At 55.7% G+C, this 22,729-nt stretch carries 25 protein-coding genes; 9 read left to right on the forward strand and 16 right to left on the reverse strand.

What is annotated here, in order from left to right:
- Window positions 1–162 precede the first annotated feature (162 nt).
- Genes ACCW76_RS13425 through ACCW76_RS13435 form a run of 3 tightly spaced genes read right to left on the reverse strand, consistent with a single transcriptional unit; the run spans window position 163 to window position 2,001 of the window.
- Window positions 163–705, reverse strand: coding sequence for a 1,2-dihydroxy-3-keto-5-methylthiopentene dioxygenase (locus ACCW76_RS13425; protein ID WP_038648791.1), 543 nt, complete (start codon window positions 703–705; stop codon window positions 163–165).
- Window position 706: 1 nt separating this feature from the next.
- Window positions 707–1,390: an acireductone synthase gene (gene mtnC, locus ACCW76_RS13430; RefSeq protein WP_034825368.1), complete on the reverse strand. Its 684-nt coding sequence runs from the start codon at window positions 1,388–1,390 to the stop codon at window positions 707–709.
- Window positions 1,387–2,001 (reverse strand): methylthioribulose 1-phosphate dehydratase, encoded by a 615-nt coding sequence (locus ACCW76_RS13435; protein WP_436338758.1) that lies wholly within the window; start codon window positions 1,999–2,001, stop codon window positions 1,387–1,389. The genes mtnC and ACCW76_RS13435 overlap by 4 nt, the downstream gene beginning before the upstream one ends.
- A 131-nt stretch (window positions 2,002–2,132) precedes the next feature.
- On the opposite strand from ACCW76_RS13435, the gene ACCW76_RS13440 reads away from it, so the two are divergent.
- The 4 genes from ACCW76_RS13440 to ACCW76_RS13455 all read left to right on the forward strand — a co-directional run bounded on the left by ACCW76_RS13440 (window position 2,133) and on the right by ACCW76_RS13455 (window position 4,894).
- Window positions 2,133–3,293 (forward strand): pyridoxal phosphate-dependent aminotransferase, encoded by a 1,161-nt coding sequence (locus ACCW76_RS13440; RefSeq protein ID WP_436338759.1) that lies wholly within the window; start codon window positions 2,133–2,135, stop codon window positions 3,291–3,293.
- Window positions 3,281–4,051 carry an amidohydrolase gene (locus ACCW76_RS13445; RefSeq protein WP_038648801.1) on the forward strand — a complete coding sequence of 257 codons (771 nt, stop codon included), beginning with the start codon at window positions 3,281–3,283 and terminating at the stop codon, window positions 4,049–4,051. The genes ACCW76_RS13440 and ACCW76_RS13445 overlap by 13 nt, the downstream gene beginning before the upstream one ends.
- 118 nt (window positions 4,052–4,169) lie before the next feature.
- Entirely contained in the window at window positions 4,170–4,481 is a 312-nt protein-coding gene (locus ACCW76_RS13450; RefSeq protein ID WP_436338775.1) for a type II toxin-antitoxin system HigB family toxin, read from the forward strand.
- Window positions 4,478–4,894 (forward strand): helix-turn-helix domain-containing protein, encoded by a 417-nt coding sequence (locus tag ACCW76_RS13455; RefSeq protein WP_045833868.1) that lies wholly within the window; start codon window positions 4,478–4,480, stop codon window positions 4,892–4,894. Before ACCW76_RS13450 ends, ACCW76_RS13455 begins: the two co-directional genes overlap by 4 nt.
- Window positions 4,895–4,937: 43 nt before the next feature.
- Here the strand turns inward: ACCW76_RS13455 and katG are convergent, their stop codons facing one another.
- From katG to hpxU, 10 genes are all read right to left on the reverse strand, one after another.
- Window positions 4,938–7,136 (reverse strand): catalase/peroxidase HPI, encoded by a 2,199-nt coding sequence (gene katG, locus ACCW76_RS13460; RefSeq protein ID WP_436338760.1) that lies wholly within the window; start codon window positions 7,134–7,136, stop codon window positions 4,938–4,940.
- Window positions 7,137–7,574: 438 nt separating this feature from the next.
- Window positions 7,575–7,910, reverse strand: coding sequence for a hydroxyisourate hydrolase (gene uraH, locus ACCW76_RS13465; RefSeq protein WP_097117562.1), 336 nt, complete (start codon window positions 7,908–7,910; stop codon window positions 7,575–7,577).
- The gene (gene uraD / locus ACCW76_RS13470) at window positions 7,907–8,401 is read right to left on the reverse strand and encodes a 2-oxo-4-hydroxy-4-carboxy-5-ureidoimidazoline decarboxylase (protein WP_038648810.1); all 495 of its coding nucleotides are present in this window, start codon (window positions 8,399–8,401) and stop codon (window positions 7,907–7,909) included. Before uraD ends, uraH begins: the two co-directional genes overlap by 4 nt.
- Window positions 8,402–8,412: 11 nt before the next feature.
- A complete protein-coding gene (gene hpxK, locus ACCW76_RS13475) occupies window positions 8,413–9,672 on the reverse strand; it encodes an allantoate amidohydrolase (RefSeq protein ID WP_436338761.1) in 1,260 nt (419 codons plus the stop codon).
- Window positions 9,669–10,904, reverse strand: a complete 1,236-nt coding sequence (locus tag ACCW76_RS13480; protein WP_436338762.1) for a pyridoxal-phosphate-dependent aminotransferase family protein — start codon at window positions 10,902–10,904, stop codon at window positions 9,669–9,671. The genes hpxK and ACCW76_RS13480 overlap by 4 nt, the downstream gene beginning before the upstream one ends.
- A 20-nt stretch (window positions 10,905–10,924) precedes the next feature.
- Window positions 10,925–11,656, reverse strand: a complete 732-nt coding sequence (locus tag ACCW76_RS13485) for an amino acid ABC transporter ATP-binding protein (RefSeq protein WP_038648820.1) — start codon at window positions 11,654–11,656, stop codon at window positions 10,925–10,927.
- On the reverse strand, window positions 11,637–12,293 hold the full coding sequence (locus ACCW76_RS13490) for an amino acid ABC transporter permease (RefSeq protein WP_058961561.1): 657 nt from the start codon (window positions 12,291–12,293) through the stop codon (window positions 11,637–11,639). Before ACCW76_RS13490 ends, ACCW76_RS13485 begins: the two co-directional genes overlap by 20 nt.
- Window positions 12,290–12,958 carry an amino acid ABC transporter permease gene (locus ACCW76_RS13495; protein ID WP_038648825.1) on the reverse strand — a complete coding sequence of 223 codons (669 nt, stop codon included), beginning with the start codon at window positions 12,956–12,958 and terminating at the stop codon, window positions 12,290–12,292. The genes ACCW76_RS13490 and ACCW76_RS13495 overlap by 4 nt, the downstream gene beginning before the upstream one ends.
- Before the next feature lie 4 nt (window positions 12,959–12,962).
- Complete coding sequence (locus ACCW76_RS13500) at window positions 12,963–13,748, reverse strand: transporter substrate-binding domain-containing protein (protein WP_436338763.1); 786 nt, start codon at window positions 13,746–13,748, stop codon at window positions 12,963–12,965.
- Window positions 13,749–13,942: 194 nt separating this feature from the next.
- On the reverse strand, window positions 13,943–14,782 hold the full coding sequence (gene hpxU / locus ACCW76_RS13505; RefSeq protein WP_045813710.1) for a MurR/RpiR family transcriptional regulator HpxU: 840 nt from the start codon (window positions 14,780–14,782) through the stop codon (window positions 13,943–13,945).
- 176 nt (window positions 14,783–14,958) lie between these two features.
- Here hpxU and ACCW76_RS13510 point away from each other — a divergent pair, with 176 nt between their 5' ends.
- From ACCW76_RS13510 to hpxZ, 4 genes are read left to right on the forward strand one after another with little or no spacing between them, the layout of a single operon-like run.
- Window positions 14,959–16,545, forward strand: coding sequence for a gamma-glutamyltransferase family protein (locus ACCW76_RS13510; RefSeq protein ID WP_436338764.1), 1,587 nt, complete (start codon window positions 14,959–14,961; stop codon window positions 16,543–16,545).
- An 11-nt stretch (window positions 16,546–16,556) separates the two neighbouring features.
- Window positions 16,557–16,742, forward strand: coding sequence for an oxalurate catabolism protein HpxX (hpxX, locus tag ACCW76_RS13515; RefSeq protein WP_034825399.1), 186 nt, complete (start codon window positions 16,557–16,559; stop codon window positions 16,740–16,742).
- Complete coding sequence (locus tag ACCW76_RS13520; RefSeq protein WP_436338765.1) at window positions 16,739–18,136, forward strand: AtzE family amidohydrolase; 1,398 nt, start codon at window positions 16,739–16,741, stop codon at window positions 18,134–18,136. The genes hpxX and ACCW76_RS13520 overlap by 4 nt, the downstream gene beginning before the upstream one ends.
- A gap of 2 nt (window positions 18,137–18,138) precedes the next feature.
- Complete coding sequence (hpxZ, locus tag ACCW76_RS13525; protein WP_436338766.1) at window positions 18,139–18,522, forward strand: oxalurate catabolism protein HpxZ; 384 nt, start codon at window positions 18,139–18,141, stop codon at window positions 18,520–18,522.
- A 107-nt stretch (window positions 18,523–18,629) separates the two neighbouring features.
- Here the strand turns inward: hpxZ and puuE are convergent, their stop codons facing one another.
- The 3 genes from puuE to ACCW76_RS13540 are packed head-to-tail and all read right to left on the reverse strand — an operon-like array spanning window position 18,630 to window position 21,074.
- Window positions 18,630–19,589, reverse strand: a complete 960-nt coding sequence (gene puuE / locus ACCW76_RS13530) for an allantoinase PuuE (RefSeq protein WP_045813706.1) — start codon at window positions 19,587–19,589, stop codon at window positions 18,630–18,632.
- Window positions 19,590–19,623: 34 nt separating this feature from the next.
- Entirely contained in the window at window positions 19,624–20,355 is a 732-nt protein-coding gene (hpxA, locus tag ACCW76_RS13535; protein WP_436338767.1) for an allantoin racemase, read from the reverse strand.
- Complete coding sequence (locus tag ACCW76_RS13540; RefSeq protein WP_436338768.1) at window positions 20,352–21,074, reverse strand: GntR family transcriptional regulator; 723 nt, start codon at window positions 21,072–21,074, stop codon at window positions 20,352–20,354. The genes hpxA and ACCW76_RS13540 overlap by 4 nt, the downstream gene beginning before the upstream one ends.
- A 145-nt stretch (window positions 21,075–21,219) precedes the next feature.
- On the opposite strand from ACCW76_RS13540, the gene ACCW76_RS13545 reads away from it, so the two are divergent.
- Entirely contained in the window at window positions 21,220–22,713 is a 1,494-nt protein-coding gene (locus ACCW76_RS13545; protein ID WP_034825407.1) for an NCS1 family nucleobase:cation symporter-1, read from the forward strand.
- Window positions 22,714–22,729 lie beyond the last annotated feature (16 nt).

The following is a 22,729-nucleotide window of genomic DNA, read 5'->3' on the forward strand; positions in this document are numbered from 1 at the left end:
GCCAGATGGCGCATCCTGTGTTTACGGTGCGCCAGAATTGAAAAGGTCGCCATCAATGGCGACCTTATGAGGACGAGCCCTATGTTGTCAGATGCACCCTGAAGAGTGACCTTTCAATGGCTTATTCCATTTTGTCGTGTGCGGGTTTACGCGCACAGCGCGTTATGCCAGACGAGGATAAGCATCCGCAATTTTGTCGCCGGTAAAGTTGGCGATCCAGCCTTCCTGATTATCGAAAATACGAATCGCAGTAAAGTGCGGTTCAGAGCCCATGTCAAACCAGTGTGCCGTGCCTTCAGGTACTGAAATCAGATCATTCTTCTCGCATAGAATCTGGTAAACCTCATTGCCAATATGCAGGCAAAACAGACCAGACCCTTCGACGAAGAAACGCACTTCATCTTCGCTGTGCGTGTGTTCATTCAGGAACTTCTCGCGCAACACCTGCTTGTTAGGATTGTCAGCACGCATGCTCAACACATCCCAACTCTGATAGCCTTTCTCTGCCACCAGACGATCGATCGCGTGCTGATAGGCTTTAATCACCGTTTCAGCGTCAGGGTCGTTACCCAGATCGCGATCCGCTTCCCAACGCTCAAACCGAACGTTTTTGGCGTTCAGGCGCTCGCGAATCGCCTCGGCATCGGTACTGTGCCACAGTGGCTGGCTGGATTCGGTATCGCTAAAAATTGTCAGTGCACTCATGTTAAATCGACTCCGGATTAATCTGCGAAAAATCGTTTACCTGGTGATGGCGACTGGCGTTATCGGCCTCACCACGAATTAACTGCAATGTGTGCCAGCCTGCTTGTGCCGCGGCATCCAGTTCCTGATGGATATCTGACAGGAACAGCAACGAAGAGGGTGCCAGGCCAATGTGTTCGGCGATGTTGTGATACGACTGGGTTTCACGCTTGGCGCCCACCGCGGTATCAAAATAGCCGCTAAACAGCGAGGTTAAATCACCTTCATCGCTGTAGCCAAATAACAGTTTCTGCGCAGGCACCGATCCCGAGGAATAAACATACAGAGCAATCCCCTGTTGCTGCCAGCGTTCAAAAGCAGGCAGCACATCGGGATAAAGATGGCCGGTGAACTGACCTTCAACGTAACCCGCACGCCAGATCATCCCCTGCAGCGCTTTTAAACCGGGCGATTTGCGATCTTCATCGATAAAACCGATCAGCGTGGCGATGAGGTCATCCAGCGATGCTTGTGGCGCCGCTGACTCTTCACGCACTGCGTTTAGCGCCGCAACCACCTTCTCATCCGTTTGGTTATCCCGCACGAAGGCTGCCAGATGCTGACGTGCATAAGGAAACAGGACATTGTGCACAAACTGAATATCACTGGTGGTGCCTTCAATATCAGTAACAATCGCGCGAATCATTGGGTCTCCAGCAGTCGACGTTGCAGTTCACATTCAAACAGGAATTCCAGCCCTTCCAGGTGGCGGCGCGCTTCGTTGACGTCTTTGCCCCAGCAGGTTAAGCCATGGCCACGTAGCAGGAAGCCATGCTGCAACGGCGTCTCGGCAGCAAACGCTTCAATGCGCTGCGCCAGTGCATCAATATCCTGGTCGTTATCAAACAGGGGAATCGCAACGGTATTGAGATGCGTCTCCTGGCCCGCGAGGGTTTTCTGCATCTCATAACCGCTCAGCAGTAATGCGCTTCCACGCTCCACGCGCGACAACACAGTGGAGTTCACCGTATGAGTATGCAGCACGGCACCCGCTTGCGGAAACAGACGATAAATTAAGGTATGCAGCCCGGTTTCCGCCGACGGTTTGCGCCCGGAAGGCACGCTGTTGGTGGCGATCTCAACCTGAATGAAGTCATCACGTGTCAGGCTACCTTTATCTTTACCCGATGCGCTGAGCAGGCAGTATTCCGCGTTCTGACGCACCGACATGTTACCGCCGGTAGCGGGTGCCCAGCCTTTTGCGCCAATCCAGTGGCAGGCGGCCACTAAATGTTCCAGTGGGAGAAAATCCGTCATAGTGAAGGTGAGGCTCCGCTGATAGGTTTAGACGTCTAAGCGTCTCGATTGCCAAATATTAGCATCCTGTGTAGAGTGGCAGCAACACAGGGTTTCTCCGCATCGACATTCGCGCTTAAGGCCACTAAATAATGACGCAGCTCAACCTGACTCCCGAGAGCAAATTACCGGCACTCGGCACCACGATTTTCACGCAAATGAGCGCCCTTGCCGCGCAGTTCAACGCCATCAATTTATCACAGGGTTTTCCGGATTTTGACGGCCCGCAATATTTACAGGATCGTCTGGCCTATCATGTGAGCCAGGGCGCAAACCAATATGCGCCGATGATCGGTGTGTTACCCCTGCGTGAAGCGATTGCCGATAAAACCGCTGAGCTTTACGGTCACACGCCCGATGTTAACAACGATATCACCGTGACCGCGGGCGCGACCGAAGCGCTGTATGCCGCCATTACGGCGCTGGTGCGTCCGGGCGATGAAGTGATCTGCTTCGATCCCAGCTACGACAGTTACGCGCCTGCTGTTCAACTGGCCGGCGGCGTGCTGAAACGTATTGCATTGCAGCCACCGGAATTCCGCGTGGACTGGAGCGAATTCCGCAGCCTGCTGAGCGCGAAAACCCGTTTAGTGATTCTGAATACGCCGCACAACCCTTCTGCGACCGTGTGGCGTAAAAGCGATTATGCCGAGTTATGGCAGGCGATCGCTGAGCAGGAAATCTATGTGCTAAGCGATGAAGTCTACGAACACATCTGTTTTGATGCAGAGGGCCACGCCAGCGTGTTAGCGCATGCCGAGTTACGCCAGCGTGCCATTGCCGTCTCTTCGTTTGGCAAAACCTTCCATATGACCGGATGGAAAGTGGGCTACTGTGTTGCACCAGCAGCGATCAGCGCCGAAATCCGTAAAGTACATCAGTATCTGACTTTTTCGGTCAATACCCCGGCGCAGCTGGCGATTGCCGACATGCTGCGTCAGGAGCCAGAACACTATCGTGACCTGCCCGCCTTCTATCGCGAACGCCGCGATTGCCTGGTTGATGCATTGTCGGGTAGCCGCTTCAGGGTGTTGCCGTGCGAAGGCACTTACTTTGTGCTGCTGGATTACAGCGCCATTTCCGATCTGGATGACGTCAGTTTCTGCCAGTGGCTAACCAAAGAAGTTGGCGTGGCAGCCATTCCGCTGTCGGTATTCTGTGCCGATCCGTTCCCGCACAAGCTGATTCGCCTGTGCTTTGCCAAACAACCCGCGACACTTATCGCCGCAGCGGAGCGCTTATGTCAGCTTTAAAAATTACCGTTCTGCAGGAAACCCTGAGCTGGATGGATGGCGAAGCCAACCTGCATCACTTCGATGGCGTATTGAAAGGCATTGAAGGTCGCGATCTGATTCTGCTGCCTGAAATGTTCACCACGGGTTTTGCCATGGAAGCAGCGGAGAGTTCGCTGCCACAGCAACAGGTCATTGAATGGCTGCACGGCCATGCGAAAACCAGCAATGCGCTGGTCGGTGGCAGCGCAGCCATCCAGACCGAAAAAGGCGCCGTGAACCGTTTTCTGCTGGTTGAGCCGAATGGCACCGTGCATCAATACGACAAACGCCATCTGTTCCGCATGGCGAATGAGCATGAGCACTATGTTGCGGGCGATACACGAGAAGTGTTCACCTGGCGAGGCTGGCGTATTCTGCCGCAGATTTGTTACGACCTGCGTTTCCCGGTGTTCTCACGCAATCACAATGATTACGATCTGGCGCTCTATGTTGCCAACTGGCCAGCACCACGTGCACTGCACTGGCAGTCTTTGCTGATGGCCCGTGCGATTGAAAATCAGGCGTATGTCGCTGGTTGTAACCGTGTCGGCAGCGACGGCAATAGCCATCAATACAGTGGAGACAGCCGGATTATTTCACCGCTCGGTGAGATACTCGCCGCTGGCGAACCTTTTGCCCGCGCCCGGCTGGATGCGGAGCTGTCACTGGACGATCTGCAAGCCTACCGCGATCGCTTCCCAGCGTGGCGCGATGCCGATGGGTATACGTTGAAGTAAATGTCTTGCCGCGTCTCTCTGACGCGGCTTTATCACTCTTTTTTTATTTTGTTTCCACATTGGAAACACGACAATCTTCGACTACAATGTTTCCATGTTGGAACATGTCGAGGGAATGATGCACGTTATTTCAAGGAAGATGTTTGCTGAAGCGGCATTACGCTTCCCCAATGATGCAGCAGCACTGGATGCCACTTATCGGACTCTACATGGCAGAGATTTTTCCGACCCTGAAGCACTTAAGCACTTTTTTCCAAGCCTGGATCGAATGAAGTATCGGGTGAAATGGTGGGTGATCAATATTGGTGGCAACAATCTTAGGTTGATGTTTTTTGCCGACTTCATCGCTGGACGTATTTTCATTAAGCACATCAGTACTCATGCTGAATACGATAAATGGGTTAAGTTCTATCGGGAGAACAAAGAATGATCGCCGAAGCTATTCAGGCCTCAGATAACCTCATCAAAGCCGTCCCCCTGCTTGGCGGTAGTCAATCGAAAGCAGATTATGAGCAAGCGTTAGAGCTGGTTGAGTATTTGGTTGAGCATCAGCCTTCTCATCCATTGATTGATATGCTGGCAGATAAAGTCGCGAAATATGAAGAGCATGCGCCGGAGTTTGCAGCCTTCAATGCACGCGTTAAAACCCTGCCGGGCGGAATCGCGCTGCTGCGTGTATTGATGGATCAACACGATTTAAACCAATCATCATTCATTCAGGAAATTGGTCAGCGTTCTTATGTTAGCCGTATTTTGAGAGGTGAGCGTAAGCTAACGGATAAGCATAAAGCGGCGCTGGCAAAACGTTTTAAACTACCCTTCGAAGCCTTTCGCGAAGATTAAACAGAAAAAGCCGCAACGTGTGAACGCTGCGGCTTGAGTTTGATTACAGCTCGAAGCGATCCAGATTCATCACCTTGGTCCAGGCTGCCACGAAGTCATTGACGAACTTCTGTTTGGCATCGCTGCTGGCATAGACTTCGGCCAGTGCACGTAGGATGGCGTTGGAACCAAACACCAGGTCGGCGCGCGTGGCGCTGTATTTCACTGCACCACTGGCACGATCGCGGCCTTCGAACAGTTCGGCGCTCTCATCGGTAGCGCGCCATGCGGTGCGCATATCCAGCAGATTGACGAAGAAGTCATTGCTCAGTACGCCGACACGATCGGTGAACACACCGTGCTGACTACCATCGAAGTTGGTGCCCAGCACGCGCAGACCACCCAGCAGCACGGTTAATTCCGGTGCGCTCAGCGTCAGTTGTTGTGCTTTATCCAGCAACAAGGTTTCGGTGGATGAGCCACCTGCGATACGACGATAGTTACGGAAACCATCAGCCAGCGGTTGCAGCACATCGAATGACTCAACCTCAGTTTGGTCCTGACGCGCATCGACACGGCCTGGCGTAAAGGGCACTTGCACCGCCACACCCGCCGCTGCGGCAGCCATTTCAATACCCACGCTGCCGGCCAGAACGATCACATCCGCCAGCGACGCTTTACCAGACTCCTGCTGAATTTTTTGCAGGGTTGGCAGCACATCGTGAATCACGCTGGCATTCACTGCCCAACCGTTTTGCGGTGCCAGTGCCAGACGTGCACCGTTGGCGCCGCCACGTTTGTCACCGCCACGGAAAGTGGAAGCAGATGCCCAGGCAGCAGAGACCAGTTGGCTAGCACTTAAACCTGAAGCCGCAATTTTTGCTTTCAGATCAGTGATGTCATCAGCGCCTGGTTTATGTGTTGCCGCTGGCAACGGATCCTGCCAAATCAAATCTTCCTTCGGCACTTCAGGGCCGATGTAACGCGCTTTTGGCCCCATATCGCGGTGGGTCAGTTTGAACCAGGCGCGGGCAAAGGCTTCATTGAACGCCTGCGGATCGTTGAGGAAGCGGCGAGAGATCTTGCCGAACTCTTCGTCAAAACGCAGCGTCAGATCGGTCACCAGCATGGTGGGCTTGCGCTTTTTCTCGGGATCGAACGGGTCTGGAATGATCGCTTCCGCATCCACCGCTTCGAACTGGATCGCGCCTGCTGGGCTGTGTGTCTGTACCCATTCGTATTTGAAAAGGTTCTCGAAGAAGTAGTTGCTCCACTGAGTCGGCGTCTGCGTCCACACCACTTCCAGGCCGGAGGTGATCGCATCCGCACCGGCACCGCTGCCGTAGCTGCTGCTCCAGCCGAGGCCCTGCGCTTCCAGTGGCGAGGCTTCTGGATCAACACCCACATGGCTGGCGGCAGCCGCACCGTGCGTTTTACCCAATGTATGACCACCGGCAATCAGCGCGACGATCTCTTCATCGTTCATGCCCATATTGCCAAAGGTGGCACGAATCGCTGGCGCAGCTGATTTTGGATCGCCACTGGCTTCCGGGCCTTCCGGGTTGACGTAAATCAGGCCCATTTCGGTGGCACCCACCGGCGCATTGGCAAGACTTTCAGGGTGGCGATGCGCCAGCCATTCAGTTTCGTTACCCCAATCCACATCCAGATCCGGTTCCCACACGTCTTCACGCCCGGCACCAAAACCAAAGGTGCGGAAGCCGGCATTTTCCAGCGAGACGTTACCCGCCAGGATATAGAGGTCGGCCCAGGAAATTTTCTGACCGTATTTCTGTTTTACCGGCCACAGCAGGCGACGTGCTTTATCGAGGCTCACGTTGTCTGGCCAGGAGTTAAGGGGCGCGAAACGCTGCTGCCCACGGCCGGAACCGCCACGACCATCCACGGTGCGGTAAGTACCGGCACTGTGCCACGCCATGCGAATGAACAGCCCAATATAGCTGCCCCAGTCGGCTGGCCACCAGGATTGAGAGTCGGTCAGAATAGCGCGGATATCCGCTTTTAACGCCGGGTAATCCAGCTTGCTGAACTCGTCGCGGTAGTTGAAGTTTTCACTGAGGGGATTGGAACGGTTGGAGTGCTGATTTAACAGGTCGACACGTAACATATTTGGCCACCAGTCGCGGTTGGTTGTTCCGCTCCCCGCGCCACGTGCCAGTACGCTTTTTTCTTCAGACGCCCCGTGATGAAAGGGGCACTTACCTGACGCTGCTGCATTATCGTTATTGTCGTGCGTGCTCATTTTTCGGCTCCGTTTGCTTCACATTGTCCGGTAAAGATAACCGTACCTTGTGAAAGAATATATTTGGATGAACCGAAGGTTTTGATAGTTACTGTCTTTCAAGCGCAGCGTGTGACATGGCGCACAAAAAGTAGGGGCACATCGCCAATTGCGCATAATTTCGTCACTAAGACAGGTGTCATTCGCGGCCGGCTACGCATAAATGCGTCATTAAAACAGGTGTCGTTTACAGCCAGGTGTGCATGAATGAGTCATCAAAACAGGTATCGTTTGCAGCCAGGTGTGCATGAATGCGTCATTAAACAGGTAACGTTTGCAGCCAAGTGTGCATGAATGAGTCATCAAAACAGGTGTTGTTTGCAGCCAGGTGTACCGAAATGCGCGCCCTGCAGTCATTGGAGTCTTGCAGGGCCGCCATTTAGGGTGGCCGTGACTAAATTAGCTGCCGCGATAGGTTGACCACGACCACGGTGAGATCAGGAACGGCAGATGATAATGGCTGCCTGCCGAACCGATCACAAAATCAATCTGTGCACTGACGTACAGCGCATCGCGTCCGTCAGCAGCGAAATAGTCACCGATCTCTGCGGTCAATCGATAATGGCCTGGCGCCAACGGCTCAGGCGTTAAATCCTTGATACGGCCATCGCTATCGGTTTCACCCTCCGCGATCGGCAACCAACCTTCCGGGCTGTTCTGCTCCAGGGATATGGCCACGCCGATGGCGGGTTTACCCAGCGCGGTATCCAGAATGTGAGTGGTAATGGTGCTCATACAATGCTCTCCTTAAGCCGTAACAGGGTGATTTCACGCAGTTGCGTCAGCGCTTCCTGCTGCTCTGTCTCTGCATCATTGTTGAGCCTGCGCTGCAATTCCGCCAGCATCTCCTCGCCACTGCGTCCCTTGGCGCGAATCAAAAACACCCGGCTGAAGCGCTGTTCATAGGATTGATTGCCCGCCAGCATGGCAAATTGCAGCGCGCCATCGGCCTGCTGCATCGCCGACTGCTCATTGCGTGACAATACTGCCTCTTTGCCCGCGCCCGCGGCTTTTTCACCAATACGTGGGTGCGCGCGTAATGCCTGTTCCAGTTCGGCACCTTGCCAGCGCTTTGCCAGCGTTTCAGCGGTCTTATAGAGCGCTGAAACATCGGCGAAAGGCCGTGCGGCCACCAGCGCCTGCTGCCAGTCAGGAATCGCCACGCAGTGGGCTATCGCTGTGTGTGCCTCATTGGGCGTGGCATCGTTAAACACCGCTAACTCCATGCAACGGCTCCTTAAGCCTGTGCCAGATCGTTGATCGCTTGCAGATAAGCCTGCACGCCCAGCGCCACATCCGCTACCTGCACGGACTCGGCTGGATGATGGCTAATACCGCGATGGTTGCGCACGAACAACATACCCACAGGCCAGCGATCGGCGATCGCAATCGCGTCGTGCCCTGCGCCGCTTGGCAAAGAAACGCTGCGGCCCTGCACCGTTTCCACCGCGTGGCTCAGCGCCTGTTGCAAACGTGCATCACAGGCGGTTGCCGCAATACGGTAATACTCGCTGGCGGTAAAAGTCAGTCCACGCCGCAAGGCAATCGCTTCGGCTTGTGTCAGCAGCACGGACAACAGGCGCTCCAGCGGCTCATCCTGCGGCCCACGCACATCCAGTGAAAACTGCACTTCACCGGGGATAACATTCACTGCGCCCGGCAAACAGCTCAGGGTGCCGACCGTGGCCACCAGTTGTGGATCTTGCTCGGCGGTGGTGTGTTCAACAAACCCCATCCACTCTGCGGCGGCGGCCAGTGCGTCTTTACGATGGGTCATCGGCACCGTGCCAGCGTGGCCCGCTTCACCGATAAAGCTGCAATTCAAACGACGCGCGCCGTTAATCGCGGTCACCACGCCAAGCGCCAGATCTTCCTGTTCCAGACACGGCCCTTGTTCAATGTGCAGCTCGAGGTAAGCCGCAATGTCGTTGACATCGCGTGCCGCCTGCAAAATGTTGGCAGCGTCCAGACCGAGATCCTGCATCGCTTCCGCCACAGTTATACCGTTTCCATCCGGATGCGTTACCCAACTCTCGGGCCATGTGCCGGTAATACCCCGGCTGCCCAACAGCGTGATGCCAAAGCGTGTGCCCTCTTCATCGCCGAACCCGACAATCTCAATCGCCAGCGGTAAGCGCAGCTGACGATCGTGCAGCCACTGTACGGTTTCAATGGCACTCAGCACACCCAACATGCCGTCATAGCGCCCGGCATTGCGCACCGTGTCCAGATGAGAGCCCAGCAGCAGCGCCTGTGCGCCGGGTTCAGCAGACTCATAACGACCGCAGATATTGCCCACAGCATCTTGCCAGGTGGTCATGCCGGCCGCCTGCATCCATTCTGCCACCCGGGCGTTGGCGCGGACCTGTTCAGACGAGAGATAGACACGCGTCAGGCCATCCTCACTTTCACTGATTTCAGCCAGGGCATCGCAGCGTGCCATGACGCGGGCAGCGGCGGACTGCGCCTCGCTGGCGGTCATCAGGCTGTTGCTCATGCGTGGCTCCCGTAATGATCCCACGCCGCCTGCATGGCCGCGCCTTGTGTCGAACGGTAACCCACATGGTTCAATACCGCTTCCAGCGCGCTCAGGGTTTGCATCACGCAATCTTTGCGCGCGTTGTAGCCCATAGTGCCGATGCGCCACACTTTGCCGTGCAGCGGGCCAAACGAGGTGCCGATCTCAATACCAAAATCTTCCAGCACCAATTTACGCACCTGATCGCCATTCACGCCCTGCGGGATCACCACACCGAGGACGTTGTTCATCTTGTGCTTCAGGTCACCAAAGGTTTCGAGGCCCATGCCCTGAATACCTTTCAGCATCGCCTCGCCATGCAACTTATGACGTGCAATGCCTTTATCCAGCCCTTCCTGCATCATCAAACGCGCGCACTCACGCGCACCAAACAGCGCGGTGGTGGCTTCGGTATGGTGGTTCAGACGCTCCGGCCCCCAGTAATCCATGATCATGCCGAGATCGAAATAGTTGGAGTAGATCATCTCCTCATCGCCATCCTGATGATCCGCGGTACGGATGCCCTCTTCCACACACTTACGTTTGCGGATCACCGCTTCCATCTGCGGGCTGAGGGTAATCGGCGAAGTGCCCGACGGACCGCCAAGGCACTTCTGCATACCGGCAGAGACCGCATCCAGCCCCCAGGCATCGGTTTCCAGCACGTTACCGCCCAGTGAAGCGGTGGCATCGGTGTAGAACAGCACGCCATATTTCTGGCAGATGGCACCGAGTTGTTCCAGCGGCTGCAGCATGGTGGTGGAGGTATCGCCCTGCACCGTCAGCAGCAGGCGTGGCTGCACTTTTTTGATCGCGTCTTCAATTTGGTCAGGGGTGAATACTTCGCCCCACGGCACTTCAATAGTGTGCACTTCGGCGCGGCAGCGGCGGGCAATCTCACACAGCAGATGACCAAAGCGGCCAAACACCGGCACCAGCACTTTGTCGCCCGGACGGATAGCCGAGAGCAGAATCGCTTCGATACCGGCGCGCGAGGTGCCGTCAATCAACATGGTCCAGCGGTTTTCGGTACGAAATACACCACGATACAGCGCCATCACTTCATTCATGTAGTGCGTCATCGCCGGATCGTATTGCCCCAGCAGCTGGCTCGACATGGCGCGCAGGACACGCGGATCGGCGTTGATAGGACCAGGCCCCATCAGCAGGCGTTGTGGTGGATTAATTTGCGAAAACTGACTGATATCCATGTGCTATTCCTTTTGAAGACTTAAAGACGGACGGTGGAGATAAACTGTTTAAGCTCGGCGGTCTGCGGATTGGCAAACAGCGTTTTGCTGTCGCCCTGCTCCCAGACGCGCCCCTGATGCATAAACACCACGCGATCGCCCACATCACGGGCGAAGTTCATTTCATGGGTAACGAGGATCAAGGTCATGCCTTCGGCAGCCAGCTGTTCCAGCACCTTCAGCACTTCGCCCACCAGTTCAGGATCGAGCGCCGAGGTGATCTCGTCACAGAGTAATACTTTCGGCTGCATCGCCAGCGCACGGGCAATCGCCACGCGCTGTTGTTGTCCACCGGATAAATTGGCCGGGTAGTAGTTAATGCGTTCGCCAAGGCCGACCTTTTCCAGCATCTGCGTCGCCAGTTCGCGGCATTCAGTTTCGCTTTTCTTCAGTACCCGACGCGGCGCCAGCATCACGTTTTCCAGCGCGGTCATGTGCGGGAACAGGTTGAAGTTCTGGAACACCATGCCCACCGAGCGGCTGATTTCACGCGCCTGTGATTCACGGTCGGTGATCGTCATACCGCCGAGTTTGATGCTGCCTTCCTGGTAGCCTTCCAATCCGTTCATGCAGCGCAGCAAGGTACTTTTGCCCGAGCCGCTGCGGCCGATGATCGAAATCACCTCGCCGTTGTCGATATCCAGATCGACACCTTTCAGAACGTGGTTGTCGCCGTAGTACTTCTGGACCTGATTAATGGTGATGAGCGGCATTGAATTTTTTCTCCAGGTACTGGCTGTAACGCGACAGCGGATAACACATCAGGAAGTAACCCAGCGCCACCAGGCCAAATACCTTAAAGGGCTGATACGTCACATTGTTCAAAATAGTGCCGGCTTTAGTCAGCTCGACGAAACCGATAATCGATGCCAGCGCGGTGCCTTTAATCACCTGAACGGCAAAGCCCACGGTCGGCGCGATGGCGATGCGAATCGCCTGTGGTGCCACGACGCGAAACAGCGTTTGACCAAAAGTCAGGCCGAGGCAGCGAGAGGCTTCCCACTGGCCTTTCGGCAGCGCACGAATACTGCCGTGCCAGATATCCACCAAAAATGCGCTGGTGTAGAAGGTTAATGCCAGCGAAGCGGCGGTCCAGGGCGCCACATCAATGCCAAACAGTCCGACGCCAAAGAAGGCAAGGAACAGCTGCATCAGCAGTGGCGTGCCCTGAAACAGCTCGGTGTAACAGCGAATCAAACGCGTCAGCCATGGGCGTTTCAGCAGACGCAAAAACAGCAATGGCAAGGTCACCAGCGTGCCGCCGAAAAAGGCCACCAGCGACAGTAAAATCGTCCAGCGCGCCGCCAGCAGCAGGTTGCGCAGGATGTCCCAGTCAGTAAAGGTTGTCATGCGGGCTGCGCTCCAAACCATTTACGCCCCAGCGCCAGCAGCAGCTGTCGCATGGCAATCGACAACGCCAGGTAGATCAACGTGGTCACCAGATAGACTTCAAAACTCAAGAAAGTACGTGACTGAATCAGGTTGGCGGCGAAGGTCAGCTCTTCGTACGACACCTGCGACACCACCGATGAACCCAGCATCACAATGATGCACTGGCTGACCAGCGCCGGATAAATACGTTGCAGCGACGGCGGCAGTACCACGCGGATAAAGGTCTGCGTGCGGGTCAACCCCAGCACACGGCCCGCTTCCCATTGCCCTTTCGGCGTCACCTGAATGCCGGCACGAATAATTTCGGTGCTGTAAGCGCCGAGGTTAATCAACATCGCCAGCAGCGCTGCTTCGCCCGCCGTCAGTTTCAGACCAAGATTGGGCAAACCAAAGACGATAAAAAACAGCTGTACCACAAATGGCGTATTACGGATCAGTTCGACATAAACGCCCCAGATGCGACTCGCCCAGCTCGGTTTACCACTGCGCAGTGCCGCGCCGAGAATCCCCAGACTCACCCCGCCCACCGTGGCGAGAACCGTTATCTGAATCGTGACCCACAGCCCTGCCAGCAACTCTGGCCAGTGCGGCCAGAGATCTGCAAAATTGAGTTGCCCAATCATTGCGTTATGCGCCGAGGTTGGCTGGCAGTGGGGCTTTCAGCCACTCTTCTGACAACTTGTTCAGCGTACCGTCTTTGATGCCTTGCTCAATCAACGCATTCACTTTGTCTTTCAGCGCTGGTTCATCTTTCTTCAGACCGATAAAGCACGGTGAATCTTTCAGCATGAACTGCGGCACCGGTGCTTTTTCTGCGTTCTGGCGCGCAATGGCCGCTACCACGAGGTTACCGGTTGCGACATATTGCACCTGGCCTGACAGGTAAGCAGACAGCGTGGTGTTGTTATCTTCATAACGCTTCACCTGCGCATCTTTTGGCGCCACATCGCTCAACACCATGTCTTCCACTGCACCGCGCGTCACGCCGATGGATTTACCGCTTAACGCGGCCGCATCTTTCAATGGCTCGCCTTTTGGACCAAATACGCCAAGGAAGAACGGTGCATAGGCGCGAGTGAAATCGATCACTTTTTCACGCTCAGCGTTTTTGCCCATGCTGGAGATCACCAGATCCACTTTATCGGTTTGCAGATACGGCACGCGGTTGGCGCTGGAAACAGGGACCAGCTGCAACTTCAGTTTCATCTCCTTTGCCAGGTACTTGGCCATGTCGATGTCATAGCCCTGCGGCTGCAAATCCGTGCCAACTGAACCAAACGGCGGGAAGTCCTGCGGCACCGCAATGCGGATGACGCCACGCTTCTGAATGTCTTGTAGCTGATCGGCCATCGCACTGCCGACCTGAGCCATCAGCAATGCTGCGCCTGCGACTGCCAGTAAAACTTTTTTCATTATGCACCCCGGTGAGTTTATCGTGAAACAAAAGATTCTTGATAAAACGATTTGCAACTAATGTGCCAACCGCAGGGTGCGAGGAGTAAAGGGAAGAAAAACGAATAAACACGGAGTTTGGGGCGATAAAAACGGGCATTAAGCCCGCGTAAAAACCCGATCCAAAAAGGTGCAAAGCACCAAAGTGGTGCCCTCTATCGGTGTTCCAGTTCATCCAGATGCTGATAAAGATCGGCAATTTGATGAATACGCTGACGACCTTGCGACAGCATTTCATGCAGCAGTGCATTCGCCAGCAAGTTGATCAGACTCATCGCCGAGGCATAGCTATCAAAGGCCGAAACGCTGTCGAGCGGCGCGCACAGCTGCCAGTGTGCCAGGGTGATAATGCCCTGCGCCTGCGGCTCGCACAGCGCCAGCACCGGGATGTTGCTCTGCTGTAGCTGCTGCATCAGGGGGCGGATGATGCGTGGACGGCGACGGAAGGCCATCACCACCACGATATCTTCGGATGTGATATCCACCAGCTCCTCGCCCAGCGTCTGGCCGGGTTGCGGTAGCACATGTACCTGCGGACGCGCCTGCATCAGCTGCTGACGCAGGTGCAATGCCACCGGATAGGCGTTACGCATGCCGATAATAAACACCCGCTTTGCGGCACCCAGTGCCTGAATCACTTCGCCAAACTGCTGCGGGTCGATGCTGTTCACCCACTGCGTCAGGTTGGCCATCTCCTGCTTGTAATGACGCGACAGTAAGGTATTGCCCTGCACCGCATCGCGATTGTCGGTGAGGGGCATGCCGCTCTGACGCAACGTACGCAGCTCATCACGCATGTCCTTGTATTTCTCATAGCCCAGACGTTTAAACAGGCGGCTGACTGTCGCCTTCGATACCCCGCTCAGCCGCGCCAGCTCTGCGCTGTTGTAGCTGATCAGGTCATCAAAATGGTCAAACACAAAATCAGCAATACGCTGCTCCTGCGGCGACAGTTGCGGATAGTGACTGCGAAGGCGTTCATCAAGCTGTTTCATCATGGGTCCTGTAACTTTCGTTTCATCACAAGCTAGCACAAATCGATCCACATTGATGTCCGACCAAAACTGGAACAGCTCTTGCTTAGATCACCTCACGGATTTGTAGGGGCTTCCATTACGGCGACCACTAACCCAATCCTCCCTACAAAAGAATCAATGATGAAGAGTTCACTATGATACAGAGCAACATGGCTCCGCTCGGCATGGCCGTCACCCCACATCATCTCGCCAGTGAAAGCGCACTGGCGGTTTTACGCGAAGGCGGCAACGCGATTGAAGCGATGGTAGCGGCAGCGGCCACTATCGCGGTTGTCTATCCGCACATGAACGGCTTGGGCGGCGATGGCTTTTGGTTGGTCGTGCCGCCCAATGGCGATCCTATCGCTATCGATGCCAGTGGCGCAGCAGGCTCGCTGGCCCACCTCGACTTCTATCACGGTGAAAGCCACATTCCGCATCGCGGTCCTAAAGCCGCGCTAACCGTAGCGGGCACGGTGAGTGGCTGGCAGGAGGCGTTAACGCTGGCTGAAGAGCTAGGTTCTGCGCCGTTGCCGTTAGCCCGTTTACTGCGTGACGCCATTCGCTATGCTGCCGATGGCATTCCTGTTACCGCATCGCAGGCTGCGGCCACTGCCGCAAAGCAACATGAATTGCTTGATCAGCCTGGCTTCGCTGCGACCTTCTTGCCTGACGGCACCGTACCTGGCGCCGGGAGCCGTTTTACCCAGCCCGCGCTTGCCAATACGCTTAGCGTGTTGAGTGAACAGGGTCTGGAGAGTTTCTATCGTGGCGAGCTGGCCCACCATCTGGCACGTGAGATGACCGCGCTGGGTATGCCGATCACCCTGGAAGATCTTCAGAAACAGCACGCGCGCCGCTGCACGCCGTTACATCTGGCACACAGCGAGGGCGACATCTGGAATATGACGCCACCGACGCAAGGTTTGGTATCGCTGGCAATTCTGGGCATCACCGACCGGTTGAACATGGCAGAGGCGGATGAGGCACAAACCGTGCACCGCATTGTTGAGGCCACCAAAAAAGCCTTTGCATTGCGCGACAAACACATCACCGATCCACGTCACATCGACTTCAATGTGCAAGAACTGCTCGATGCCGATCACCTTGCCACACTGGCGGCGCAAATTAACCACCAGCAAGCCGTACCGTGGGGAACTGGACGAGGTCCCGGCGATACCGTGTGGATGGGCGTGATGGACAGCAGCGGCTTAGCCGTCTCCTTTATCCAAAGTATCTATCACGAATTTGGCAGCGGCGTCGTACTGCCGGGCACAGGCATTACCTGGCAAAACCGTGGTGCCGCCTTTAGCCTGCAACCGGGCCATCTGCTGGCGCTGGAACCCGGTAAACAACCGTTCCATACCTTAAATCCAGCGGCTGCGCGCCTGAAAGATGGCCGCACGATGGTTTACGGATCAATGGGGGGCGATGGCCAACCACAAACGCAGGCGGCGATTTTTACCCGCCACGTCATTCAGGGACAGCCACTGCAACAGGCGGTCAGTGCACCGCGCTGGTTGCTGGGGCGAACCTGGGGACAATCCTCTGACTCTCTCAAACTCGAAGCGCGCATGTCAGCAGAAACGGTGCAGCAGTTGCGCGAACTCGGCCATGACGTTGAGCTGTTGCCTGATTTCAGCGAAGTCGTCGGCCACGCTGGCGCCATCGTCAGACACAATAACGGCATGCTGGAAGGTGCCTTCGATCCACGTAGCAACGGCAGCGCAGCCGGCTTTTAAAGGAAACCATCATGCATTCGCAACCGGACTGGGCGGCTTATATCGCTCAAATGGAACAGATTCTGGCTCTGGAGCTGGACGAAGCACGTCGCGCTGAATTGCTGGTGCAGTTCAATCGCATCGCCGCCATGGCTGAACCGCTCATGGCTTTCCCGCTGGATGACCGGCTGGAAGTGGCAGGAGTGTTCCATCCATGAAACTAGCATCGTTATCCATCAAAGCGCTCAATCATGCGCTGAATCAAGGTGATATTAGCGCCCGTGAAGTGGCGCAACAGACGTTGAACGCCATAGAACAGCACAATCCAGCGCTCAATGCGTGGACCGAAATCACCGGTCAGCGTATGTTGCGCGAGGCGGATCAGGTCGATTTACAACGCCAGCGCGGTCAAGTATTGCCTGTGCTGGCGGGTATTCCTTATGCGGTTAAAAACCTGTTTGATGTTGCCGGTCACAGCACCCTTGCGGGTGCCAGCTTGTTCAGTGAACGCGCAGCGGCCTGCGAAGATGCGTGGGCGGTGAGTCAACTGCGTCAGTCCGGTGCACTGCTCTCCGGCATGCTGAATATGGATGCCTATGCTTACGGCTTTACCACCGAAAACACCCATTATGGCCCGACCCATAATCCGCGGGATTTGAGCCGCGTGGCCGGTGGTTCCTCGGGTGGCTCGGCGGCGGCCGTCGCGTCAGGCCTGGTGCACTTCTCACTGGGCACCGATACCAATGGTTCGATCCGCGTGCCAGCCTCGTTGTGCGGTATCTATGGACTCAAACCGACCTTTGGTCGCTTATCGCGCAGTGGCAGCCATCCTTTTGTTGCCAGCCTCGATCATATCGGTCCGTTTGCTCGCTCGGTGGAAGATTTGAGTCTGGTGTACGATGCGCTGCAAGGTCACGATGCCAGCGATGCTTTCCAGGCTGCGCAGGCGAAGGACCCGGCCAGTGACGGATTAGTAAAAGGCACAGAAGGCATACGTAGCGCAGTGTTGGGCGGTTTCTTTTCGACCTGGTGCAGCGAGGAAGCGCGCGCCGCCGTGCAAATGGTGGCACAAGCGCTGGATGCCAGCGAAGAAGTCACGTTAGCCAACGCGGAAATTGCCCGCTCAGCAGCCTTTATCCTCACCGCCTCAGAAGGCGGCAATCACTATCTGCCCGCTTTGCGCAATATGCCCGAGCAATTCGAACCAAACTCTCGCGAGCGTCTGCTGGCCGGTGCGATGCTGCCTTCCGCGTGGTATGTGCAGGCGCAGCGCTTCCGCCGTCATTTCCAACAGCAGGTGTTACCCCTGTTTGAACAATTCGATGTCCTGATTGCACCGGCGACCCCTTGCACCGCCACCACCATTGGGCAAGAGACGATTCACATTAACGGCCAGGATTTGCCGACGCGCGCCAGTATGGGCATGCTAACGCAGCCGATTTCCTTCCTCGGCTTGCCGGTCTGTACCGTGCCTTTGCAAACCGCCAGCGGATTACCGATTGGCTTACAGTTAATCGCTGCACCGTTTAAAGAACATCTTGCACTGCGCGCCGCCTGGGCACTGCAGCAGCAAGGGTTGACCCTGCCACAAACCACCCTGATGGATGCGTAACCATGACACCTGAACATATTGATCGTCCTGCTGTGCTGGCTGAGGTGACTGCAGCGTTTTATCGCTATGAAGAAGCGCTGGTTAGCAACAATGTTGATGTGCTGGATGAGTTGTTCTGGCACGACGATCGCACCGTGCGTTTGGGCGCAGGGGAAAATCTGTATGGCATTGATGAGATCCGTGCATTTCGCGCTGCCCGTCCATCGAAGGGATTGGATCGCACGCTACGTAATACGGTGATCACCACCTTTGGAGATGACTACGCGGTGTGCAGCACTGAGTTCACGCGTGAAGGCGTGGAGAAGGTTGGTCGCCAGCAACAAACATGGGTGCGCATGCCTTACGGCTGGCGGATTGTCGCGGCGCAGGTGAGTTTAATGAGCTAGCGTGATAAACCGATGCTCGTCAGTATGACTTAACTGGCGTGGTCAGGGCCGGTACGACAGTTCATGTCTTACCGGCCCAATGTGTCGGCGCGGAGTATTGCAGGTCGCTAAACAGCAGGAGCCGGGTGCGTCTCCATCCAGTGTTCAGCGATTTGCTGGCGCGTACAAATCCACACATTCTCATGCTGCTGGATATGGTCGAGGAAACGCTGCAAGGCGCGGAATTTGCCCGGGCGGCCCAGCAGTCGACAGTGCATGCCAATCGACATCATCTTCGGCGCGGTGTCACCCTCTTCATACAACACATCAAAGGTGTCACGCAGATAGACAAAGAACTGCTCGGCGGTATTAAAACCCTGCGGCGAGGCGAAGCGCATATCGTTACATTCCAGCGTGTAAGGAATGATCAGATGGGGTTTCACCGTGCCATCCTGGCACGTCACCTGCGTCCAGAACGGAAGATCGTCGCCGTAATAATCGCTGTCATAACTGAAGCCACCGTTCTCCACCACTAAGCGGCGGGTGTTGGGGCTGTCGCGACCGGTATACCAACCGGTGGGCGCTTTACCAAACAGATCGCGCAGTACATCCACCGCCTGCTGCATGTGCTGACGTTCGGTTTTGGCATCCATCGACTGATAATGGATCCAGCGCCAGCCATGACTGACTACGTCGTAATCCGCGGTTTTGATTGCGTCCACAATCTCCGGATGACGCGCCAGCGCCATCGCCACGCCGAAAACCGTTAATGGCAATCCGCGCTTCTGGAACTCGTTGTGAATGCGCCAAAAGCCTGCACGCGAACCGTATTCATAGAGAGAATCCATCGACATATGGCGGTCGGCGTAGCTGGCGGCGCCAATGATATCGGACAGGAATTGTTCAGAACCTGCATCGCCGTGCAGCACGTTGTTTTCTGCCCCCTCTTCATAGTTGAGGACAAACTGCACCGCCACTTTCGCGTTGCCCGGCCACTGTGCGTGCGGCGGATGGTTAGCATAGCCAATCAGGTCACGCGGGTAGTTTTTGTTGAAGCTGTACTCTTTCTTTTCAGATACATCACTCATTCTGTAAATTCCTTAGTCAGTCCCCAACCAGCCCTTAGTTTAGGTGCTGAAATGCCCCGCTGAGCGCTTTTTCAATCGGGTAATCTAAATCCCCGTGTTTGCTGGTACCAAAGCCGAGCGCCACCAGCGATTCCACCATTTTTACTGCAGCGCTGACACCATCTATTACCGGCAGGCCCAACTCTTTCGTCAGCTCTTGCGCCAGTGAGGCCATACCGCCACAGCCCAGTACTATCGCGCCGCTGCCATCTTCTCGCTTCGCCTGGATGCAACGCTGGCGCACTTTTTCCTGTGCCACACCGCTGCCATCTTCCAGCGCCAGCACCGGGAGATCGATAGCGTGCAACGCCGCACAATGATGGGTAAAGCCATATTGCTGCAGCAGATGGCGGGCAATCACCAGGGTGCGCGGTAGCGTGGTGACGATTGAAAAGCGTGTCGCCACCAGCGTTGCCGTGTGCATCGCGGCTTCCGCAATACCGATCACCGGACCGCTGGCCAGTTCACGCGCGGCCAGCAACCCCGGATCGCCGAAGCAGGCAATAATGTGGCCACTCACGCCCTGTGCTTTGCCGCGCTTAACTTGTTCCAGTACGCCGATTGCCGCAATGGCTTCATCGAAATGCCCTTCAATCGAAGGCACTCCCTCGCTCGGGCACACGGCCAGGATTTCAGTACCTGGTGCCGCTACCGCTCGCGCGGCTGCACCGATGGTTTCTGTCATCGCCTGGCTGGTATTGGGGTTGATCACCTGAATCAGGCTCATGATGCAGTTCCATTGTGACCGGAAAATAACCGGGTGAAATCGGGTAACGTTTCGCCGCTGCGCTCAAAATGCAGGCTCGCCACGATATGTTCGAAATGATGCTGTAAGGCTGCGGTGAGCTCGGGAAGATCTTTCTGTCGCAGTAGATCCACCAGCCGATCATGATGATCGCAACGACACCCGCGCTGCCAGGGCGCACCATAGGCGGCAATCACTAATGATGAGCGCTGTGTCAGGCGCGTCACCATATCCGTCAGCACCTGATTACCGGAAATCGCCTGTAGCTGAATATGAAAAGCCGCAGAGAGCCTAATTGCCGCTGCGCCATCGTGCTGTTCGTGTGCCTGCTGCTCTTCCTCAATGAGTGTGCTCAGGGCAGCAAGGTGCGGTGGCTGCACGTGAGCCAGCACTGCGGGCAAATTGGCGCACTCGAGTAAGCTGCGTGTGGCAAAGATATCGCGCGCCTCATCAACGCCCGGCGTGGCCACTTGTGCACCACGCCTGGGCGACAGGGTGATCATTTGCACCGCGGCGAGGCGCTGCAGCACCTTGCGAATGCCGGTTCGGCTCACACCAAACACTTCTGATAGTGCCTCTTCTGGCAATTTACTACCCGGTGGCAGCTGATGTTCCACAATGGCGGTGAGTAACGCCTGATAGATGGGTTCGTCGCGATCATTCAGATCGGCCGCCGTTTTCTGGCCTGTTTCGCTCTTCATTACCTGCTCCGGTCAGTGACTGTGCACAGCACATCGTATACGTGAAATTAATTTTTTGTATACAAGAAATCATTTCTGGCCTGGATCCTGCAATACCGTTTCACGTTGTGATTAATTTTCCCATGTTGTGAGAGGAGCAGGTTTCATGCCAAATCATTCTGAAGTGACCTCCGGGGTGGCCTCTGGAGCCAACGCCCACTACAGTCCACGCCTGTGTAACGAGGATCTGGCGCCAACGCGCGACCAGAATTGGTCGTGGTATAACATTTTCTCTTTCTGGATGTCGGATGTGCACAGCATGGGCGGCTATGTGGTCGCCGCCAGCTTCTTTACCCTGGGACTGGCGAGCTGGCAGGTACTGCTTTGTCTTTTAGTGGGTATCTGCATCGTGCAGCTGTGTGCCAATCTCGTCGCCAAACCGAGTCAGATGGCAGGCGTACCTTACGCGGTGATTTCACGGCAGGCATTCGGCGTGTTTGGTGCCAATATCCCCGCGGTGATTCGCGGCCTGATCGCCTTCGCCTGGTATGGCATTCAAACCTACTTAGCCGCCAACGCACTAATGCTGGTGCTGCTGAAGTTCTTCCCTTCACTGAGTGGCATGACGCAAAGCAGCTGGCTGGGATTATCTCAACTGGGCTGGTGCTGTTTCGGTGTGATGTGGTTCCTGCAGGCCATGGTGTTCTGGCACGGCATGAGCGCGATTAAACGCTTTATCGATGTGGCGGGTCCGGCTGTCTACGTGGTGATGGTGGCGCTAGCGGGCTGGATTGTATACAAAACCGGCTTTGATGGTATCTCCTTTACGCTGGCCAGCAAGCAGTTGAGCACTGGTGAGCAAACATGGCAGATGATCACCGCCACCGCATTAGTGGTCTCCTATTTCTCCGGTCCACTGCTCAACTTTGGTGACTTCTCTCGCTACGGCAAAAGCATGGGGGAAATCCGCCGGGGTAACCGCTGGGGCCTGCCGTTTAACTTCCTGCTGTTCTCGATTGTCACCGTGGTGATCGTGTCGGGTACGCAGTCGCTGTTCGGCCGCATGATTACCGATCCGATTGAGACCGTGAGCATGGTTGGCAATGATGTCGCCGTCGCGATTGGTTTACTCACCATGATTATCGCCACTATCGGCATCAACATCGTGGCGAACTTTGTATCCCCGGCGTTCGACTTCTCAAACTGCTCACCGCAGAAAATCAGCTTCCGTACCGGCGGAATGATTGCCGCAGTGGGTTCTGTACTGCTGACGCCATGGAATCTGTTCCAGTCACCGGAGTTGATTCATTACACGCTGGATGTGCTGGGCTCCTTTATCGGCCCACTGTTTGGCATTTTGGTGGCCGATTTCTATCTGATTAAGCGCAGCAAGGTTTACGTGGACGACCTGTTTGATGACACGCCAAAGGGACGCTACTGGTATCGCGGTGGCTTTAACCCGAAAGCGATTGCTGCACTGCTGCCGTCGGTAGGTATTTGCCTGGTGATTAGCTTTATTCCGTCACTGCATGCTGTGGCAAACTTCAGCTGGTTTATTGGTGTGGCATTAGGTGCGGGTTGCTATCGCTGGCTGGCACGCGCCGATCGTGAAGTCTCTGTGGGTACTTACCGTCAGGAAGTGGCGGTGCAGAAGGATTGATCTGATGATCAGGTTG

Origin of the sequence: Pantoea sp. C8B4 (genome assembly GCF_051336905.1) — a bacterium.
GTDB lineage: Bacteria > Pseudomonadota > Gammaproteobacteria > Enterobacterales > Enterobacteriaceae > Pantoea > Pantoea rwandensis_B.

Excerpts from the sequence above, each read along its gene's own strand:
- ACCW76_RS13425 (WP_038648791.1), bottom strand. The coding sequence starts at position 705 with ATGAGTGCACTGACAATTTTTAGCGATACCGAATCCAGCCAGCCACTG.
- mtnC (WP_034825368.1), bottom strand. The coding sequence starts at position 1,390 with ATGATTCGCGCGATTGTTACTGATATTGAAGGCACCACCAGTGATATT.
- ACCW76_RS13435 (WP_436338758.1), bottom strand. The coding sequence starts at position 2,001 with ATGACGGATTTTCTCCCACTGGAACATTTAGTGGCCGCCTGCCACTGG.
- ACCW76_RS13440 (WP_436338759.1), top strand. The coding sequence starts at position 2,133 with ATGACGCAGCTCAACCTGACTCCCGAGAGCAAATTACCGGCACTCGGC.
- ACCW76_RS13445 (WP_038648801.1), top strand. The coding sequence starts at position 3,281 with ATGTCAGCTTTAAAAATTACCGTTCTGCAGGAAACCCTGAGCTGGATG.
- ACCW76_RS13450 (WP_436338775.1), top strand. The coding sequence starts at position 4,170 with ATGCACGTTATTTCAAGGAAGATGTTTGCTGAAGCGGCATTACGCTTC.
- ACCW76_RS13455 (WP_045833868.1), top strand. The coding sequence starts at position 4,478 with ATGATCGCCGAAGCTATTCAGGCCTCAGATAACCTCATCAAAGCCGTC.
- katG (WP_436338760.1), bottom strand. The coding sequence starts at position 7,136 with ATGAGCACGCACGACAATAACGATAATGCAGCAGCGTCAGGTAAGTGC.
- uraH (WP_097117562.1), bottom strand. The coding sequence starts at position 7,910 with ATGAGCACCATTACCACTCACATTCTGGATACCGCGCTGGGTAAACCC.
- uraD (WP_038648810.1), bottom strand. The coding sequence starts at position 8,401 with ATGGAGTTAGCGGTGTTTAACGATGCCACGCCCAATGAGGCACACACA.
- hpxK (WP_436338761.1), bottom strand. The coding sequence starts at position 9,672 with ATGAGCAACAGCCTGATGACCGCCAGCGAGGCGCAGTCCGCCGCTGCC.
- ACCW76_RS13480 (WP_436338762.1), bottom strand. The coding sequence starts at position 10,904 with ATGGATATCAGTCAGTTTTCGCAAATTAATCCACCACAACGCCTGCTG.
- ACCW76_RS13485 (WP_038648820.1), bottom strand. The coding sequence starts at position 11,656 with ATGCCGCTCATCACCATTAATCAGGTCCAGAAGTACTACGGCGACAAC.
- ACCW76_RS13490 (WP_058961561.1), bottom strand. The coding sequence starts at position 12,293 with ATGACAACCTTTACTGACTGGGACATCCTGCGCAACCTGCTGCTGGCG.
- ACCW76_RS13495 (WP_038648825.1), bottom strand. The coding sequence starts at position 12,958 with ATGATTGGGCAACTCAATTTTGCAGATCTCTGGCCGCACTGGCCAGAG.
- ACCW76_RS13500 (WP_436338763.1), bottom strand. The coding sequence starts at position 13,748 with ATGAAAAAAGTTTTACTGGCAGTCGCAGGCGCAGCATTGCTGATGGCT.
- hpxU (WP_045813710.1), bottom strand. The coding sequence starts at position 14,782 with ATGAAACAGCTTGATGAACGCCTTCGCAGTCACTATCCGCAACTGTCG.
- ACCW76_RS13510 (WP_436338764.1), top strand. The coding sequence starts at position 14,959 with ATGATACAGAGCAACATGGCTCCGCTCGGCATGGCCGTCACCCCACAT.
- hpxX (WP_034825399.1), top strand. The coding sequence starts at position 16,557 with ATGCATTCGCAACCGGACTGGGCGGCTTATATCGCTCAAATGGAACAG.
- ACCW76_RS13520 (WP_436338765.1), top strand. The coding sequence starts at position 16,739 with ATGAAACTAGCATCGTTATCCATCAAAGCGCTCAATCATGCGCTGAAT.
- hpxZ (WP_436338766.1), top strand. The coding sequence starts at position 18,139 with ATGACACCTGAACATATTGATCGTCCTGCTGTGCTGGCTGAGGTGACT.
- puuE (WP_045813706.1), bottom strand. The coding sequence starts at position 19,589 with ATGAGTGATGTATCTGAAAAGAAAGAGTACAGCTTCAACAAAAACTAC.
- hpxA (WP_436338767.1), bottom strand. The coding sequence starts at position 20,355 with ATGAGCCTGATTCAGGTGATCAACCCCAATACCAGCCAGGCGATGACA.
- ACCW76_RS13540 (WP_436338768.1), bottom strand. The coding sequence starts at position 21,074 with ATGAAGAGCGAAACAGGCCAGAAAACGGCGGCCGATCTGAATGATCGC.
- ACCW76_RS13545 (WP_034825407.1), top strand. The coding sequence starts at position 21,220 with ATGCCAAATCATTCTGAAGTGACCTCCGGGGTGGCCTCTGGAGCCAAC.